Raw genomic sequence first — 19,682 nt, 5'->3', positions numbered from 1 at the left:
TCGGTTATTTGCTTATTTGGTTAATGACAAAATCTTCATTTGTAAATCGGTTATTCGTAATACAAATAGCCTATTAAACAGTGACGCGATTTAACGCCTATTCGTTTTTCCAATTCAATCGGTCTTGCTGATTGTATTGCCATGGCGCACCGTTATTCTCTATATTAGTCATCATGGCGTTTATTGGCAGTGGGGCCGCACTTTGTTCCATTACTAAATAGCGACGCATATCCATAATAATTGAAAGCGGGCTAATGTTTACAGGACATTCTTCCACGCACGCATTACAAGAAGTGCATGCCCAAAGCTCTTCTGGTGTGATGTAATCGTTTAATAATGTTTTGTTGTCCGGAATAAAAACACCTTTATTGGCATCAATATTTCTTCCTACTTCTTCCATTCGATCTCTGGTATCCATCATAATTTTACGTGGAGACAATTTTTTTCCTGTAATATTGGCTGGACAAGCTGACGTACAACGACCACATTCTGTACAGGTATACGCATTCAATAATTGAACCCAGTTTAAGTCCTGAATATCACTGGCACCAAATTTACTTGGAACCGCATTCTCATCCACTGGTGCTGCCGCAAAAGGATCAGCATTAGGATCCATCATTAACTTCACTTCTTTAGTAACGGATTCTAAATTATCAAATTGTCCTTGCGGATTTAGATTTGCAAAATACGTATTTGGGAATGCTAACAGAATATGTAAATGTTTTGAAAAATACAAGTAATTCATAAAAATTAAAATACCCACAATATGCAACCACCAGAATATCTCTGAAAGCAACATTACCAATTCATTTGACATTCCGTTAAAGATAGGTTCAATAAATTGACTGATCGGAAACCAACCGGCTTTTATAAAATGAGAAAAACCTCCGGGGACATTTTGTAAATGCAAATCAGAAGCGTTCATCAATAAAAATAATGTCATAAGAACCACCTCAAAATACAAGATATAGTTTGCATCATTTTTTGGCCAGCCTTTTAAATCAGAGCTTACAAATCTTTTCAATTTGATGGCATTTCTTCTGCTCCAAAAAGCAAAAACTGCTACTAAAACTAAAAAAGCTAAAATTTCGAAAGAAGCAATCAGCACATCATACGTAGTTCCTAAAAAAGCAAAAACACGATGTGTCCCAAAAAGTCCGTCGATAATAATTTCTAACAATTCAATATTTATAATTATAAAACCCACATAGACAATAATATGCAATGCTCCAGCGATAGGTTTTTTGACCATTTTTGATTGACCAAGAGCTATCATGGCCATATTAATCCAGCGCGCTTTAGGATTATCAAAGCGATTTACATCCGTTCCAAGATTGATATTTCGTCTGATTTTTTTAACACTGTTGAAAAAATAACCAAAACCAATTACCAATATAACGGCAAATAAAATGTTGTCTAAGTAGCTCATAATTGCTATTTTATTTCATTAGATATAGAATCCTTTACAGGACCTACATACGGTTTATTTTTCTTTCCAAATAAAGAAATATTGACATATCGAGTGGGATAAAGTCTAATATCTTGCAATAATAATTCTAATTCTTTTGTTGCGTTTTTTATGTTTTGGTAGAAAGCCTCGTCGTTTAGCAATTTACCCATAGAACCTTTCCCAGATTCTAAACCACTCATAATACCATCAACTCTTCCTAGAGTTGCATTGAGATTTTTTACCGTTTTTCCAAGATCGGCTTTATTCAAGGAATCTGATATTTTAGAAAAATTACCCGATATTTTAGAAAAATTGCTAACGACTCCGTTGATTTGTGCTTTATTCGTTTCTAATAAAGTATTGACATTTAAGGACACTTTATGAAATTGTTCAATGGTTTTGCTCAATTCAGCTAGAGTGAGTTTTAAATCCTGCTGCCCTTTTTGATCCAGAACGTTATTAAAACCGGAAATTAATTTATCCGTGCTTAACAATAGTTTTTCTAGTTTTTCCTGAAGAGGTGCTAATTGATCCCCTACTTTATCAGTAAGTCCTAATTTCACTCCGCCTTGCAATTTCTGACCATCAAGTGCCAAGCTTTTATCTTTAAAATTAGGGATAATTGCAATTTGTTTTCCTCCAATAAATCCTGGCTCATAAATAGAAGCCCTACTGGATTTAGAAATAGGAAAATCAGTTTTCAATTGCAATTCAACTAATAATAGTCCTGTGTTTTCATTTATGGTAATACTATTTACTTTACCAACCACCAAACCGTTCAGGGTAACAGGTGAGGATGTGGCTAGACCTTCAACACTTTTATATTCTACATAAAATGTTTTATAATTTGTGAAAAGATCTCTTCCTTTCAAAAAACTATAGCCCCAAATAAATAATAAAATAGAAGCAATTACTAAGATAGCAGTTTTAATTTCTCGTGTTATTTTCAAAATTCAAGTATTTTTTACAAATTTAATGTAAAATATTTTAAGTTGTTGTTATTATTTAAGAGCTTATTCTACACTTATTTTTTCTCCAACATTAAATGCAATTAAGTGTCCGGACGTATCTTTTTAGGTTTAACCATATCGATTTTTTTTTGCTAAATAATAATCTGATATTTAGATTTATAACTAATACTAATGATCCTGTCATCCGCTATCAGTAGAAGCTCTTCAGACACTTTGAAATTAGATACATTTAACTTTTTATTTAATAAAACCAGTTATAGTTTAACAAATATGTTGTTTTGGGATAGACTACTTGAACATCGTACGCATCTTTAGATCTGTTTTTTTAACTTTAATATTGTCGTAAGCGCATTTGCTTTTCAACAAAACTATTGTGCAAATTTACTGGGTTTTTACCGCCGTGACCGCATTAAAATAAAATAAATCGGTCTGAGAAAAAAAGTTCAACAAGACCAATAAAAATACTTTTAGAATTGCGAATTCGCTCGTATTATTTTCGAAATAAAACTTATTTTTTTAATCAATTACTGTAGCACTTGTTATTTAATCGCTTCTTGAATGCTTATTTTTTCTCCATTTTTAAAAGCGATCAAAAAAGCAGTATCATATCCTTTCTCTTTTGCCTCTGTTAATTGCTTTCTTGCTTCATCGTAATCCGTTGTTTCTCCATACATATATTTGTAGACTCTATTTTCATAGGCAACAGAGATGTTTTTTAATCCTTTAAAATTTCTAGGCAGGAGCGCTACTTTTTTGATACTAGCCAAAAGTTGCACTTTGAATGAGGTTTTAGTATTATCGATTGCTTTTTTAGTTTCAATAACTTGAAGGTTTGTTTTTGATTTTAAAGGCGTTGCAGTATCCTTAACTTGTTTTTCAATAATTTTTTGCGAAGGCTTTACTTCAAATGCTTCCGATTCTCCACTTCCAAAATATTCTTTTTTATAATCGATTATAGCTCCTGCAATGGCTTTGGCAATTTCGTTCTGGCCTTCTTCTGAATTTAATCTATTTCCTTCAGTCGGATTAGAAATAAACCCCATTTCTATCAATACTCGTGGCATGTAGGCTTTATGAAGCACCATAAATGGCGCTTGTTTAACTCCTCCTCCACGTATTTTTTTTCCTAAATCTGCAAAAGCATCTTCTACCTTACTGGCCAGTGAAATACTGTTGTCTAAATATTCTTCCTGCATCAAGGTCATCCCAATCATAGTTTCCGGAGAGTTTGGATCAAATCCTTCATATTTTTGTTTGTAATCTTTTTCAAGAGTGATTACAGAATTCTCTTTTTTAGCCGCTTCTAGGTTAGAGGCTATCTTACTTAAACCCATCACGTAGGTTTCTGTGCCATCGGCAGCGGTATTTCTGTTGGCATTACAATGAATTGACACAAAAATATTAGCATTAAATCTGTTAGCAATATTGGCTCTTTCAATTAAGTCAATAAAAACATCTGTTTTTCGTGTAAAATTCACATCAATTTGTGGAGTAGCTTCTAATAACTTACCAACTTTTAGAACGACAGCCAAAGCTATGTTTTTTTCTATTCGTCCTTCATATACAGCACCAAAATCATGATCGCCATGCCCCGCATCAAGTGTTACCTTAAAAACATTAGATTGACAAAAGGCTGATAGCGATATTATCGTCATCAAAAAAGTTATTGTAATTTTAATTTTATAGGTGTTGTGCATAAAGCTATAAGTTAATTTAATTAGAAGACTAAGGGTATAAATTTATTTATTTGACTATTTTTGACAAAAATTTATATGTAAGTTTGACATCTCAAAAAACAGGCCATAATTTTACAAAAATAGCATTTAAACCTTTGCATACAAACTTATTTAATATCGTTTTATTATCAATCTTCCTATCCTTAGGGTCTGGAAAATTATATTCTCAAGATATATCAAAAAAAAAGACGGCGATTTCCGTTAGTAAACAAATAGATAGTACTACTTTAGGAACTATCAAAAAGGTTCCTACTGTTGCAACTACTACAAAAGAGAAGGATTCAATACAAAAAGACAGTATAAAGCCTACCAAAGCATTCCTTGACGGAAAGGTAAAATACAAAGCCGATCAATATGCTAAAATTGATCAAAAGAAAAAGCTCATTACTTTGTATAATAACGCAGAATTGTATTATCAAGACATTGAATTGAAGTCTGGTATAATTGTAATGAATTATGAAAAAAATGAGGTATATGCCGGTCGCATCAAAGATTCTACAGGAGCTTATACACAGTTTCCAAATTTCAAACAGGGCACTAATGTTATTGAACCTGATTCTATCCGATTTAATTTTAAAACAAAAAAAGCTTTAATTTGGAACTCACGATCAGATCAAGGCGAATTTAAAATAAAAGCAACGCAGACCAAAAAAGAAAATGATTCTGTTTATTTTCTAAAAGGAGCCCGTTTTACTACTTCAAAAGATGTAGACAATCCAGAATATTATTTTCAAACCAGCAAAGTAAAATTCATCCCAGGTAAAAAAGTAGTTACGGGATTGACTAATATGGTTATTGCAAATGTTCCTACTCCAATTGCATTGCCTTTTGCTTTTTTTCCAATGAGCCAAGAAACCAGCATTTCAGGATTAATTTTACCAAGCTATAACGACTCCAACAACCGAGGGTTTTCGTTGCAAAATTTAGGGTATTATTTTGCCTTGAGTGATAATTATGATTTAACCGTATTAGGCGATTATTATACTAATGGCAGTTACGGGTTGCGTTTTGAATCCAGTTATGCCAAAAGATACAATTATAGAGGAAACTTAAACATTCGATTTGAAAACTTAATTACCAGCGAAAGAGGCTACCCTGATTACTTAAAACAAAATATTTATAACATACAATGGTCCCATTCCAAAGACTCTAAATCGAATCCTAATTCTAGTTTTTCGGCCTCTGTGAATCTTGGAAGTAGTAAATATTTTCGACAATCTATCAATCAGATAAATATTGGTTCAAATCTAAATAATACCTTAAGTTCTTCTGTGTCGTATTCAAAAACATTCACTTCAATTCCACAAGTTAGAATGTCATTGACTGCAACTCACTCGCAAAATACACAAACCGCAGAAATCAATATGACACTACCTACACTACAACTGAGTGTGGATCGGATTTATCCTTTTGTGGGGAAAGACGGCGTAAAAAAAGGATTTTTCAAGAACATCAATTTACAATATAATCTGAATGGCCGAAACAGCATTGTTACTACCGATTCTTTATTCTTCAAGCCACAAATGTTCCGGGATGCAAAAATTGGTTTCCAACACAGTATTCCGTTAAGCACCAATTTTAAATTATTTAAATATTTCAGTGCGTCTACATCCGTAAATTATGAAGAAATTTGGTATACCAAAACAATTGAAAGAAGTTTTGATCAAAACCAAAGCACCGTAGTCGATAAAACGGTTAATGGCTTTGATGCCTTTAGAACCTATTCCTTCTCCTCAAGTCTGGGAACCACTATTTATGGAACTTTTAACTTTGGTGAAAACAAAAAGATAAAATCAATTCGGCACGTCATGAGACCATCTGTTTCGTATGGGTATACCCCAAGTTTCGAAAAATATTATGACACCTACGCATCCGATGCAACCGGGACAATGACAAAACAATATTCCAGATTTGAAAGCGGGATTTTTGGAGCCCCAGGATTGAATAATTCGAATTCGTTAGGATTTGATTTGAGCAACACTTTTGAAGCAAAAGTTACTGATAGCGATAGTACCAAGGTTGAACCTAAAAAAATAATGCTGCTGAATAACTTAAACCTATCTACCAGCTATAATTTAGATGCAGATGGTGTCAATTCATTAGCTTTTGCGCCGATACGAGTTAGTGGTGGTACCCAACTTTTTCAAAATAAAATGAATGTCAATTTTGGCGCAACGTTAGATCCCTATGCGATTGATAACTCCGGAAACCGAATTAATGTCTTTAATATTAACAACGGCGGCAGCCTTTTTAGAATGACAAGTTCTAATATGACTTTAAATTACTCTATTTCCAGTAAAGGAAATGATAAAAAAGAAAAAGACACAAATGAACAAAGTCGAAGAAATGGGGGCCGTGGAGATGATCTGTTCGGTACCAATACGGACTTAGGAGACAACAGGAAAAGTCAGTTTGACGAAGAAGAGGAAGATGATGGAGAAGATAAAATTTCTGAGTTTTTTAATTCAAAATTACCATGGGATATGACCTTTGCCTATTCTTTGACCTATGGAAACAATAATAGAGAGAATCAAATCATTGGTAACTCGATAATGATTTCAGCTAATGCTGATATCACTCCAAAATGGAAAGCAGGAATATCAACCGGGTACGATTTTGTTCAAAAAGGAGTTACCTTTACTCAGCTTCGTTTTGAAAGGGATTTATTAAGTTGGAGAATGGATTTTAACTGGTCACCATTTGGTGATAATGCAAACTGGGGATTCTTCATTGGAATAAAATCAGGCGTGCTCAGCGACATCAAATGGGACAAACGAAGTACTATAAATCGGTAATTAGACCAGGAGACTTTTAAACTAAATTGAATTACATAAAATAGAACGTATGAAAAAGATAATTTTCACAGAAAATGCTCCTGCACCAATTGGCCCGTACAACCAAGCAGTCCTAAAAGGAAACACACTGTATGCATCAGGTCAAATTGCAATAAATCCGGCAACTGGAACGTTAGTTCTTGATTCAATCGAAGCCGAAACAGAACAAGTCATGCAAAATATGAAAGCAGTTCTGGAAGCCGCCGGAATGACATTTGAAAACATAGTAAAAACCACAATATTTATTATGGATATGACCGATTTCGGGAAAATAAATACGGTTTATGGTTCCTATTTTAACGAGAAAACTGCTCCGGCACGGGAAACAGTTCAAGTGGCCTGTTTGCCAAAAAATGTGAATATTGAAATCTCAATGATCGCTATTCTTTAGTGCTTTTTTTCCGCTTTCATTATTAAAACAAGAAAAACGGTTGAAACGATTTCAGAATGTCCGTTATCAATTAGTTATAAATTAAAAACCACTGTTGATTTACTTGCTCTAAAGTAAATTAACAGTGGTTTTTGATAAAAATAAACTCTGAAAAACTATTTATTTGCAATATGATATGCAATTAAACCATCAATAGGTCGTCGCAATACATTGCCTAATTGCAACTCATATTTATCAAATATTTCTTGCAGCTCTTCTTTGAGATAAAAGGCTATGGACCCCACAAAATGAACTGGAATTTCTTTGCAGTTATCGTATTGTTTTATGTAATTTTTCACAAAAGATTTCATTCCTTTGAAAATAATTTTTCTGCAGAACTCCGTTTCTTTGTGCTGAATCAGGAACTTCGCAAAAGTCGCTAAATACGCATTTGGATTGGGTTCTTTGTACAATTTGCTTTTTATAGCATCTGGATCAAGGTTGTATTCTTTCTCGAATTCAACGGCCAGTTCTTTTGGCATTTTATTAAAATAGTACTTTCTGATTAATTCTTTTCCAAAAACATTTCCGCTGCAATCATCCATGGCGATATATCCCAATGACTGTACTTTTTGATGGAGTTCTTTGCCATCAAAATAACTGCAGTTTGATCCGGTCCCCAGTATAGAAACAATTGCTTTTTCTCCCTTTGGAGTCGTTGCATAAACGGCTGCATAGGTATCTTCTTTGACATCTATAATAGCATTAGGAAAATACTTTTGAAAAACCTGAGACAGTGCAATTTTCATTCTTTCAGTACCACAACCTGCTCCATAAAAAAACAAATGGGTTGCATTTTTCTTGTTTTGCAAAATATCAAAACGATCATTTAAGCGTTCAATAATTTCATCTTCTTCAAGTACTTCAGGATTCAATCCTAAGGTTTGAGTTGTAAACAATATTTTACCATTTGTATCTATTGCAATCCAATCGGCTTTGGTAGAACCACTATCAACTATTAATCTCATTTTTTTCTGGTTTTTGGTTTTGTTGTTATATTTCCTAATACTTTCATAAAGGAAGGTATTAACAAAATATAAATGAAAAAGGGAATAAAAAATAAAGTCCCGTTACTATAAAGATAACGGGACTTTGTAAATATAATTAATTATTTTAAACCTGCAATATGTACTGATAAATCGATCAATTTGCTTGAATAACCATATTCATTATCATACCAAGATACAATTTTGAAAAAAGTAGAATTCAAACCAATTCCTGCATTAGCATCCACAATTGAAGTACGGGGATCCGAAACGAAATCTTGTGATACTACAGCATCTTCGGTATATCCTAAAACACCTTTCATAGTGGTTTCAGAAGCTGTTTTTAGAACAGCCATGATTTCTTCATAGGTTGTTTCTTTTGCTAATTTAACGGTCAAATCTACTACTGAAACATCTACAGTAGGAACACGCATAGACATCCCTGTTAGTTTTCCGTTCAATTCCGGAATCACTTTTCCTACTGCTTTTGCAGCACCTGTACTAGATGGAATCATGTTGACTAATGCTGATCTACCGCCACGGAAATCTTTTCTTGATGGTCCGTCATTTGTCATTTGAGTTGAAGTTGTTGCATGAATAGTAGTCATCAAACCTTCAACAATTCCAAAATTATCATTGATTACTTTGGCCAAAGGAGCCAAACAATTTGTAGTACAAGAAGCATTAGAAACCACTGTATCTGAAGCTAACGCTTTGTCATGATTTACACCCATTACAAACATTGGCGCATCAGCAGAAGGTGCAGAAATAATTACTTTTTTAGCACCACCGGTGATGTGTGCTTTTGCCGTTTCAATAGTAGTGAAAAAACCAGTACATTCCGCTACAACATCTACATCTACTTCATTCCATTTTAGATTTGCAGGATCTCTTTCTGCAGTAATTCTGATGTGTTTATCGTTTACAAAAAGTTTTCCGTCTTTCACTTCTACTTTTCCGGCGAAACGTCCGTGAACTGAATCGTATTTTAATAAGTAAGCTAAATGATCTACATCTAATAAATCGTTAATTGCAACTACTTCTACATTATCTCTGTTGTACGATTCTCTAAAAACTATTCTCCCTATTCTTCCAAAACCGTTTATTCCTAATTTAACTTTTGACATTTTACTTTAATTTTTGTTTATTTAAATATTAACTTGCTCTAAAGTCTAATTTCCTCACTATAAACTTTAATCCCTTTATGTAGACATTATGTCTGAAACTCTTAATAATTCTCTATCAATTTCTGTTTTGCCTTTAATGGCTTGTTCCAAAGGTGTCAATGAAACTGTATCGTTCTTTAACCCTACCATGAACTTTGACTTGCCTTCCAGCAAAGATTCAACTGCTTTTACGCCCAATCTACTGGCAAGAACCCGATCAAAACAAGAAGGGGAACCGCCACGTTGCATGTGGCCCAGAACAGAAACTCTAACATCATATTCCGGCAAATTAGCTTCTACGTAATCTTTTAATTCAAATACGTTTTTGCCTATTTTATCTCCTTCTGCTATTACAACAATGCTGGATGATTTACCAGAAGCCTTGCTTTTTTGCAGGGATTCTAATAATCGCTCTAATCCTAAATCTTCTTCGGGAATCAGAATTTCTTCGGCACCGGCACCAATACCGGCATTCAAAGCGATGTGACCGGCATCTCTACCCATCACTTCTACAAAGAATAAACGATTGTGTGAACTTGCGGTATCTCTAATTTTATCAATGACATCCACAACGGTATTCAAAGCGGTATCATATCCTAAAGTATGGGTGGTCCCAAAAATATCGTTATCAATAGTTCCCGGAATTCCCATTACTGGAAAATCAAATTCATTATTGAACAACAAACCACCGGTAAAAGTACCGTCGCCCCCTATTACTACTAGAGCATCTATTCCTGCTTTAATCAGGTTATCGTGTGCTTTTTTTCTTCCTTCTGGAGTTTTAAATTCTAAAGAACGTGCTGACTTCAAAATTGTCCCTCCTTTATTAACAATGTTGTTTACGCTACGAGGTCCCATTTCTTTGAAGTCGCCTTCAATCATTCCCTGATATCCTCTGTATATTCCTATACATTCAATAGCATGATACGCACATGTCCGAACAACGGATCTAATTGCTGCATTCATACCTGGTGAGTCTCCTCCCGAAGTAAGAACACCAACTTTTTTTATTGTTTTTGGCATTATTTAAGTATTAAAGTGTAAAACTAGCAAACATTCAGCACTTACAGAGCCGTGTTTTTTATAAATTAGTTAAGCAACCAAAATTCAAACGTTTTCGTTAATAAGTTTTCAAAAAATCAAAATAAAACGAATTTTATTTAACAAAATAAAAAAATAATGAATTTTTATTTGATAATTAACAATTTAAGCGTTTTTATGATTGTTTTATGACAATGATCCATTACGTATTTACAAATGAGGAATTAAAAAAAAACGTCCTTGTGGTAAGTCTGAAATTCTTTTAATTGGTACTGAAGCAGATATTGTTAATCTCCTATCCTGATCCTGATTCTCATTCTCATTTGTATGAATTCTTGGTTCTGATTCCTCCTGTTTACAAAAAAATTAGTTTTCCTCCGGGACTAAACCTTCTTGATTATTTTTGGTTTTTTCTGTTTTGGGTTTTTTAGATTTCATAAAATTAATATAATCCGGAGATAAGTCAGAATCTTGATCTTCAGCGGCGGGCACTGTCACTCTGTCTATTTTTAGATTCGTAAAAATTTTATTGACTAACTCCTTGAAAGTATCAAAATCTACTTCGTAAGAAACTCCTAAACCTTGGGTATAACCAATCCCTTGCCCAATATAATTGATATCATTTTCTTTATTAAACAATCGTAAATTAAGTGTTCCATCTTCATTAACCCTATATAGCACTTCAACATCTCCTACGATAGCGGATTCATTAATCCCACCAAAAGGAACTCCTAGTTTTCCATTGATCGTTATTCTTTCGTTTATTTTGGATGAAATTGTTGCAACAAACCGTCCATCTGTTTCTCTTCCTATTCTTCTGTCGGCTCCAATGAAATTCAGACCCACTTTGAATTTTTCATCGTCAGATTGTATTATTCCTCCTAAAAGACTAGAGGCGGTCTCAAACAAACTTCCTGAAAAATCAGATTGACTTACTCCTTCCGGACTTAAAAATCCACCGGAAGATAATAAATACAATGCTTGAGTTTGTCTCACGTCCTTATCATTTAACTTATATTGGATTTCTGATTTTAACACCGTGCTGACTGTTGGAAATTCAATATTAAAATCGGGTTCCGGACTAGTCAAATCGCCTCTAATTCCTATAACTACTTCCACGGGGACTTTCGTATTAAAAGAAGCATTTTCTAACAAAATTGCAGGATTTGCAGTAGTTTTGTATACTGCTTCAAGATTTAACTGTGCGCGCATCGGATTCCCTTCCCAGGAAATTGACCCTCCTTTTTTGACCTCAAACTTCTTGTCTATCAGTCCTCCATATTTAAAATTATAAGTCCCTTCATACGCTTGAAAATCACCCCACATATTGAATTTCCCCGTCGTGTTTATTTTAAACAACAAAGAGCCAAAACCTTTCCCCTTCATTCCGTGACCTGTGTTTCGGTCTAGAATTACCTCTACTTCGGCATCCGGTGTAATATCAAAATCAAACTCCAATTCAAGGCCATTATAATTCCGGGTATTTTCTACAATACCGTTCCTTACATTGTATTTTTCTTTTGCAGTCAGGAAATGAAGAAAAATATTATCACTTACACTTTCGGCATTATTAATAGGAATTTTTATGGCTGTTCCTTTCTCTGATTTTGCAGCTACTTTTATAAACAATGAATTAGTTGGTCCTTTTATAGTGGCAACTCCATCTATAAATGCAGTACCATAATAAGCTGAATCTTCAGTATCCTTAGTATCTAATGCTAGAAGCCTTTTTGAATTAACGGTTAAATCTAATTTCCAATCCGAAAAATTAGTATGCCCAATACTTCCGTTTAACTTCCCTACAGTGCCAAATTTTGTGTCTGTCAAGGTATTGTTTCTAAACAAGAATCGGTCATCGGTCAGGTCTATAATTGTGTTATCACTTAAACCGTAATCCACATTCAGGTAGGGTATGGTTATTCCTGCTTGGTCAAGGTACAGCCTGCCATTTATACTAGGTTTCTTAAGATTTCCTTCTATGGTAGCATTACCGGCTATTGAACCTCGTATATTAGACAATACTTCACCACCCAAAGAGTTCAAGGTTGCGATATTAAATTTATCAAATTTTAGCCTCAAATCAAGAATGGTTTCTTTATTGACAATTTCAAAACTACCATCCGCATTAAATGATTCAAAATTTTTGTTCTCTAAATTAGAATTTATGGTAAACTTGCTAAGATTTTCATCACCTTCAATTTCAAAATTTAAAGTTCCTAAATCTATTTTATTTAAATTCAAATTATCAATAACTATAGAAGATGTAGGCTGAAAAACATCTTTATTTTGCTTGAAATTTACTTTTCCATTTATATTTCCATGTGCAATAAATTTATCATTAGCAGGCGTGATTTTGTTTAGATCCACATCTTTAAAACTCAGTTGTAAATCCTTAATTGTAGTATCTTTAAAAAGGCCCACTAAAGAAATTTCCTGTTCTTCATGTGACAACACAATGTTATCAATATTGAAATTTTGAAATGATTTATCAAAAACAACTTTATTATCAGTTGCTTCTTTTTCGTTCAAAAACCACAAATAATCTTTGAATTTCACCTCTGATTTACTAATTCCAACTACATTATTGTTATCCTGATTAATAGTATGGTATAAATTCAGATTAAAATAATCTTCTGCTTTTGGTCCCCCTTTAAACTCCGAACGAAAATACAGTGTGTCTTTCATTGTGACATTTATCAGACTAAAATCACGTATTTTATAGTATTTTGTTTTTATACTGTCCAGTTCTATGTAGGCATTATAAAGCGGATTTTTATTGTCTACCGAAACTCTTATATTATCAAGTATATTGTTTGAAGCTATAATTTGAGGCGAATTAAAATTGAGTTTAAATTCCTGATTATCGGAGTTTATATTTCCTTTAATAATGGTATTGGGTGCAATAGAAATATCAGGGTAAAATATTTCAATTATTTTATTATATATAGAGAAATTAAACTTAAGAAACTGTCCTTTCTTTACCTTGTTGGGTTTAAAATTCGTGTACAGGCTTCCCAAAGAATTCTTTACCAGGTTTTCCAATTGGTTAAATTCATATTTACCCACAATTTCACCCTGAACAATATCTGGTGAATTTACAGTCATGGTTCTTACTCTATTTTCATCAAAAGTTGAATTTATGGTAAAATCATCAAAATTATACGTGTCTTTTGCATTTTGATAGGAGGTTTCGTTGATATACACATTTCCTTGAAAATTTTCTACAGTATTTCCTGATGCCTGAACTAACACATCGCCTCTAAATACAGCAATAGAATCCTTAATTAACTTTAATTTATTCAAATCTGCGTTTTCAACATTAATGTGAAAATCGTATCTATTGTCTTTTTTGCTTAAATCCAATAAACCTTCAAAATTCATACTTAAATTAGGATCTTTTATGGCAATTTGTCCTCTGTAATTCGGATTTTTAAGAACTCCATTGACATCAATATTCGTGTAATTGTATTTTTTATACTCTATTTGGCTAATGCTCCCTTTGATAGCTGTGTCCAGGTATTTTTCTTTGAATCCTTTACCATCGATATCCATATTCAAACTTACCTTTCCTAGTTCTTTTTGATCCAATAAAGTTCCAATATCAAAATTTTCTAAAATAACGTTCCCAATATAAGAAGCCTTATCAATAACATTTATATTTTTTATTTCTAAATTAGAGATTACTTTACCTAACTCCGTTATCATAGAAAAATCAGCTTTGACAACAGTTGTAGAAACATTTGAAACTCCGGAAGCTGAAAATCGTCCTAATTTTTTTAGAGAACTGGGTAATTTATTTCCAAGAATATTAGGTAATATAACTATCAAATTATCATAGCTAGAGGTTAATTTGTCAAATCTGGCATACATCGAAAATTTCTGCCCTTTTTTAGCAAACAAGTTTTTAAAATTAATAGCACCGTTGATCTGTGTTTTCCGATCATCAACTAATTTTAAATTTTTGAATTTCAAATCATTAAGCGTTCCTTTAATAGATGCTTTGATATAAAAATGTTGATTTTTCCCTATTTCTTTATAAAAGTAACGAATATCATTTGAAGCAATTGAGGCAGCATCCAGTTTAATATCAAAGAGTACTTTATCGGTAAAATTAGAAAAATATTCAATTTTATAATTTAACAATACAGTCCCTTTTAAGGTGGATTCTTTGGTCAACAAATTCAGATTTTCTAGTTTTAAGTTTTTTCTGGAATAACTGAATTTTGAGTTTAAATTTTTAACATACAAACCCCGAAAATCTAAAAATGACATTTTATCAATCATAGTCGTTACATCCTGACCGTAAATTTTAAAATTCGTTACGGAAGCATTCAGTTTAGTAAAATCCAAGTCTTTTGGAATTTCACGATTTAGATCTGTCAAAATAAAATGACTATCGTAAATTTTTAATTCCTTTACGGTGAGCAGAAACTTTTTTGTTGATGGTCTTCCGGTTTCAAAAGCGGCTATAAATTTATCGAGATTAGACTCTTTTTCATTTTTGTACGTTTTTAAATTAAATACTAAACCACTCAACCGCAAATCACCAAAAATCAGATCACCGTCCAGCAATTTTTTACCTTCTAAAATAGTCGTTGCAATTCTATCTGAATAAATTAAAGTGTCTTTGTGGTGATCCAGAATCAATACTTTTTTGAATTTTACACCTCCAAAAACAGATATAACAACTCCGTCAATAGCAATATTAGTTCCAAAGTCTTTATTGAGACTTCGGGTGAAATACTGTGCTATTTTAGTTTGAACAAATGGTAGGGTAAGAGCAATACCAAGTACAAGTAAAAGTAGGATTAGTCCAAGTAGAGACCGAAATACTATTTTTTTTATTTTTTTGATACCTACTATATATTTAAATTTTCTAAAATTTCATTTTACCTCTGGAAACTCCTGTGCCTTAAATAAAAATTCTTTAATTTTGGCCTTTACAAAATTGTTATTTTTTGTAAACTAATCATCAAATGTAACTCCAAATTTATGCCTTTTTATGCAAAATCCCGAGGTTTTTATTCTTGCCATTGAAAGTTCTTGTGATGATACTGCAGCGGCCATTTTACACAACGATAAAGTATTGTCAAATGTTGTTGCAAATCAGCTAATTCATAATCAATATGGTGGCGTAGTTCCTGAGCTCGCCTCACGTGCACACCAACAAAACATAGTTCCGGTAGTCGATGCGGCGCTTCGAAAGGCAAATATACAAAAAGAACAGTTATCTGCAATTGCATTTACACAAGGTCCGGGACTCATGGGTTCGCTACTGGTAGGGAGTTCGTTTGCAAAATCACTTGCCCTGGCCTTACAAATTCCTTTGATTGCTGTAAATCACATGCAAGCTCATGTCCTGGCACATTATATAGAGGAAGAGGGCTATGAAAAACCCACTTTCCCGTTCTTGGCCTTAACTATAAGCGGTGGACATACACAAATCATCAAAGTAGATCATTTTTTTGACATGACCGTAATTGGTCAAACCACTGATGACGCAGTTGGAGAAGCTTTTGACAAAAGCGCTAAAATTTTAGGACTTCCCTACCCTGGTGGCCCCTTAATTGATAAATATGCGCAATTAGGAAACCCAAAAGCATTTGTGTTTACAAAACCTAAAGTTCCAGGATTAAATTTTAGCTTCTCCGGTTTGAAAACTGCTATTTTATATTTTATTCAAAAGAAAAAATTAGAAAATCCAAACTTTGTTGCTGAGAATCTAAATGATATTTGCGCATCAATCCAACATACTATTATTGAAATTTTAATGGACAAATTAAAATTAGCCGTAAAAGAAACCGGGATCAAACAAATAGCCATCGGCGGAGGCGTTTCTGCTAATTCCGGAATCCGAAATACATTAAAGGAAACAGAAAACATATATGGTTGGAAAACCTTTATTCCTAAATTTGAATACACTACTGATAATGCTGCAATGATAGGAATTGTAGGATATCAAAAATTTTTAACCCAAACATTTGAAACTTCATCTGTTGTTTCTAAAGCAAGAATACAATTATAAATTATGCAATTATTCTTTAACCCTACTATTACAGAATCCACGACAATTTTTTCTTTTGATAAAGAAGAAAGCAAACACATTATCAAAGTATTACGCAAGAAAGATACCGATATATTATTTGTAACCAATGGCTCAGGCTACTTATTTAAAACAGAAATAACACTGGCATCCGACAGTAAATGCACCGTTAAAATCCTTTCGTTCGAAAAAGCCCCAGTTGCAAAATTTCACATACATCTGGCTGTAGCGCCAACTAAAATGAATGACCGTTACGAATGGTTTTTGGAAAAAGCAACCGAAATAGGCATTCACGAAATCACACCTATTATTTGTGATCACTCAGAGCGAAAAGTTATCAATAATGAACGATTTGATAAAATTTTATTAGCTGCCATGAAGCAATCTAACGAATTATACCTGCCGAAATTAAATCAGGCCATATTGATGAAAGATTTTTTAAAACACAACTATGAAGGCCTTAAATTAATTGCCCATTGTGAGGAAACGGATAAAAAATCATTGAAATCCGTTTTGAAACCAAATGAAAATGTGACCCTACTAATAGGCCCTGAAGGTGATTTTTCAGAAAAAGAAATTGCATTGGCAATTGACAACAAGTACATTCCGGTTTCATTAGGAAATACAAGGCTACGAACAGAAACGGCAGCAATAGTGGCTTGTCACAGCATACACTTTGTCAATGAATAATAATAAAACGTGTTTGGATTGCTGAACAATCAAAAAAAACAATGCACAAAATGGGTGCAAATAATAGAAATTGGCTATGAAAAAAATATTTTATTTACTCTTATTATTTTCGGTCGTTTCATTTTCGCAGGAAATTGCATTGTTAAAATACAGTGGTGGTGGCGATTGGTATGCAAACCCAACATCATTACCCAATTTGATAAAATACTGCAATGCAACTATAAATACCCAAATAAAAACAAAGCCAGCCACGGTTGAGCCTGCTAGTCCTGATTTATTTTCATACCCTTATGTGCATATGACCGGCCATGGAAATGTAGTTTTTAGTGCTGCTGATAGCAACAACCTTAAAAATTATTTGCTGGCTGGAGGATTTCTTCATATTGATGATAATTATGGAATGGACCAATACATCCGAAAAGAAATCAAAAAAATATTTCCAAATAATAGTCTAGTGGAAATTCCAGCGAGTCATGCCATTTTTCAAAAACCATTCTCGTTCCCAAACGGATTACCCAAAATACACGAACATGACGGTAAACGACCCCAAGCTTTTGGACTTTTTATAAAAAATAAATTAATACTGCTTTATACCTATGAATGCGATTTAGGAGATGGATGGGAAGATCCAGAAGTCAATAATGATCCAGCAGCGATTCGAGAAAAAGCATTAAAAATGGGGGCAAATATTATCAATTATATTTTTAATAATTAACACTGCTTACCAATAATTTATTTTGAGTAACAATCATCGTATAATGTCGTGTTTTACAATTAGACAACAAGAAGTAACAAATCGATTTTAAGATACTATTTTTACATTTTTTTTGACTTTATGACTTTTTAACTTTCGAGTTCTGTAGCGCTATAATTCTTAATATCCTTCTTTGAAAGATGCCATCGCTAACAATCAAATAAAAAATACAGATTAGTATTAATTGTGAAAATAAATAGTTTGAAAAATCCACCATTACTTTCTTTTTTCAGAGGTAAAATTAGCATTAAAGAATCATTTAATAAGAATAATATTAATTACAATCTCCCTAAATATATTTTATTAAGACCAGAGGTAAATCAAGAACACGACAGCAGAAAGAGGCTACTAAAAAGTCATAATTGATATTTATTTCATGAAAAAATAGATATTTATTTTTTTTCATGAAATAATTGTTATAAAATTGTTAAATCATTAACCAAATCTATTAATTTATAACAAACTCGATTATGAAAAATTTTTTTTTACCCGTTGCTGCTCTTTTAATGCTTTTCTCTTGTCAAAATGATACAGCAGAAACAACTTCGGAAGCAAGCGCTGTATCTCAACGCGGTTGTGCCACTCAAGAAGTTCTTGCTGCACAAATGAAAGCTGATCCATCATTAGCCTTGAGAATGAATAAAATTGAAGCATTTACTGAAAAAGCAATGTTAGCCGGTCGATTAGTTAACGGTAAAGTAGAAATTCCTGTAGTTGTAAACGTTTTATACAGAACTGCGGCAGAAAACATAACTGATGCTCAAATTCAATCTCAAATAGATGTATTAAACGAAGATTTTAATGCTACTAATTCAGATTTCAGCAGTACTCCCGCTTTATTCTCTGGAGTTGCAGCAAATGTTGGTATTACTTTCGTTTTAGAAACAATAAATAGAAAATCTACTACTAAAACTTCATGGGGCACAAGAGATGCTATGAAAAAAACAAAACAAGGCGGTTTAGACCCTACTTCACCAACAACATCACTTAATATATGGGCTTGTACTATTGGTGGCGGTATCTTAGGTTATGCGCAATTTCCTGGCGGATCAACGGCTACTGATGGTGTTGTAGTTGATTCAAAATATTTTGGATTATCTGGATCAGGGGCTTATCCTTATAACTTAGGAAGAACAGCAACTCACGAAGTAGGACACTGGATGAATTTACGTCATATCTGGGGTGATGCAACTTGTGGAAGTGATTTAGTTTCTGACACACCTACACACAATACTGCTAATTATGGCGTTCCTGCTTATCCTCATTACAGCACATGCTCTGGAACTCCTGTAGAAATGACTATGAATTACATGGATTACACAGATGATAGGGGTATGTATATGTTCTCTAATGGCCAAAAATCAAGAATGGCTGCAATTTTTGTTGCAGGCGGAGCAAGAGCAGGTTTTGGAGTATAATTCCTAAATAAATTTATAAAATAAGCGACCTAAAAAGTCGCCTATTTTATTTATAAGCATTACGTGTTTATATTTCTTCATTACGATAAGTAACCTATTAACAGCATAAATTTTATTTAAATAGTCTTTACTGTTCTTATCCAAAAAGCAAGATTTAAATTAT

General features: G+C 33.1%; 13 protein-coding genes. 6 read left to right on the top strand and 7 right to left on the bottom strand.

From position 1 onward, the window contains the following. Positions 1 to 97: 97 nt before the first annotated feature. The 3 genes from EKL97_RS11730 to EKL97_RS11720 form a co-directional block, all read right to left on the bottom strand. Complete coding sequence (locus tag EKL97_RS11730; RefSeq protein ID WP_126568937.1) at positions 98 to 1,429, bottom strand: (Fe-S)-binding protein; 1,332 nt, start codon at positions 1,427 to 1,429, stop codon at positions 98 to 100. A gap of 5 nt (positions 1,430 to 1,434) precedes the next feature. Then, the gene (locus EKL97_RS11725) at positions 1,435 to 2,400 is read right to left on the bottom strand and encodes an MlaD family protein (protein ID WP_126568936.1); all 966 of its coding nucleotides are present in this window, start codon (positions 2,398 to 2,400) and stop codon (positions 1,435 to 1,437) included. Positions 2,401 to 2,960: 560 nt separating this feature from the next. Further along, positions 2,961 to 4,118, bottom strand: a complete 1,158-nt coding sequence (locus tag EKL97_RS11720) for an N-acetylmuramoyl-L-alanine amidase (protein WP_126460009.1) — start codon at positions 4,116 to 4,118, stop codon at positions 2,961 to 2,963. 83 nt (positions 4,119 to 4,201) lie between these two features. Between EKL97_RS11720 and EKL97_RS11715 the strand changes: the two genes are divergently transcribed. Further along, positions 4,202 to 6,952, top strand: a complete 2,751-nt coding sequence (locus tag EKL97_RS11715) for a putative LPS assembly protein LptD (RefSeq protein WP_126555955.1) — start codon at positions 4,202 to 4,204, stop codon at positions 6,950 to 6,952. 49 nt (positions 6,953 to 7,001) lie between these two features. Further along, complete coding sequence (locus tag EKL97_RS11710) at positions 7,002 to 7,382, top strand: RidA family protein (protein WP_126460017.1); 381 nt, start codon at positions 7,002 to 7,004, stop codon at positions 7,380 to 7,382. Positions 7,383 to 7,537: 155 nt separating this feature from the next. On the opposite strand, the gene EKL97_RS11705 is transcribed toward EKL97_RS11710, so the two are convergent. The 4 genes from EKL97_RS11705 to EKL97_RS11690 all read right to left on the bottom strand — a co-directional run bounded on the left by EKL97_RS11705 (position 7,538) and on the right by EKL97_RS11690 (position 15,450). Next, the gene (locus EKL97_RS11705) at positions 7,538 to 8,389 is read right to left on the bottom strand and encodes an N-acetylglucosamine kinase (protein WP_126460020.1); all 852 of its coding nucleotides are present in this window, start codon (positions 8,387 to 8,389) and stop codon (positions 7,538 to 7,540) included. 140 nt (positions 8,390 to 8,529) lie between these two features. Then, on the bottom strand, positions 8,530 to 9,534 hold the full coding sequence (gap, locus tag EKL97_RS11700) for a type I glyceraldehyde-3-phosphate dehydrogenase (RefSeq protein WP_126460023.1): 1,005 nt from the start codon (positions 9,532 to 9,534) through the stop codon (positions 8,530 to 8,532). A 75-nt stretch (positions 9,535 to 9,609) separates the two neighbouring features. Continuing rightward, the gene (gene pfkA, locus EKL97_RS11695; RefSeq protein WP_126460027.1) at positions 9,610 to 10,596 is read right to left on the bottom strand and encodes a 6-phosphofructokinase; all 987 of its coding nucleotides are present in this window, start codon (positions 10,594 to 10,596) and stop codon (positions 9,610 to 9,612) included. A 384-nt stretch (positions 10,597 to 10,980) separates the two neighbouring features. Beyond that, complete coding sequence (locus EKL97_RS11690) at positions 10,981 to 15,450, bottom strand: translocation/assembly module TamB domain-containing protein (RefSeq protein ID WP_410503679.1); 4,470 nt, start codon at positions 15,448 to 15,450, stop codon at positions 10,981 to 10,983. A gap of 166 nt (positions 15,451 to 15,616) precedes the next feature. Here EKL97_RS11690 and tsaD point away from each other — a divergent pair, with 166 nt between their 5' ends. From tsaD to EKL97_RS11670, 4 genes are all read left to right on the top strand, one after another. Continuing rightward, positions 15,617 to 16,639, top strand: a complete 1,023-nt coding sequence (gene tsaD, locus EKL97_RS11685) for a tRNA (adenosine(37)-N6)-threonylcarbamoyltransferase complex transferase subunit TsaD (protein ID WP_126555958.1) — start codon at positions 15,617 to 15,619, stop codon at positions 16,637 to 16,639. A gap of 3 nt (positions 16,640 to 16,642) precedes the next feature. After that, positions 16,643 to 17,347, top strand: a complete 705-nt coding sequence (locus EKL97_RS11680; RefSeq protein WP_126460036.1) for a 16S rRNA (uracil(1498)-N(3))-methyltransferase — start codon at positions 16,643 to 16,645, stop codon at positions 17,345 to 17,347. Between the two features lie 76 nt (positions 17,348 to 17,423). Next, positions 17,424 to 18,062, top strand: a complete 639-nt coding sequence (locus tag EKL97_RS11675; RefSeq protein WP_126460039.1) for a DUF4159 domain-containing protein — start codon at positions 17,424 to 17,426, stop codon at positions 18,060 to 18,062. A gap of 509 nt (positions 18,063 to 18,571) precedes the next feature. Continuing rightward, entirely contained in the window at positions 18,572 to 19,519 is a 948-nt protein-coding gene (locus EKL97_RS11670; RefSeq protein WP_126460042.1) for a zinc metalloprotease, read from the top strand. Positions 19,520 to 19,682 lie beyond the last annotated feature (163 nt).

This window comes from Flavobacterium sp. LS1P28 (assembly GCF_003970335.1).
Classification (GTDB): Bacteria; Bacteroidota; Bacteroidia; order Flavobacteriales; family Flavobacteriaceae; genus Flavobacterium.
The sequence above is the reverse complement of the archived record's forward strand: the minus strand, read 5'-3'. Positions and strand labels throughout refer to the sequence as shown.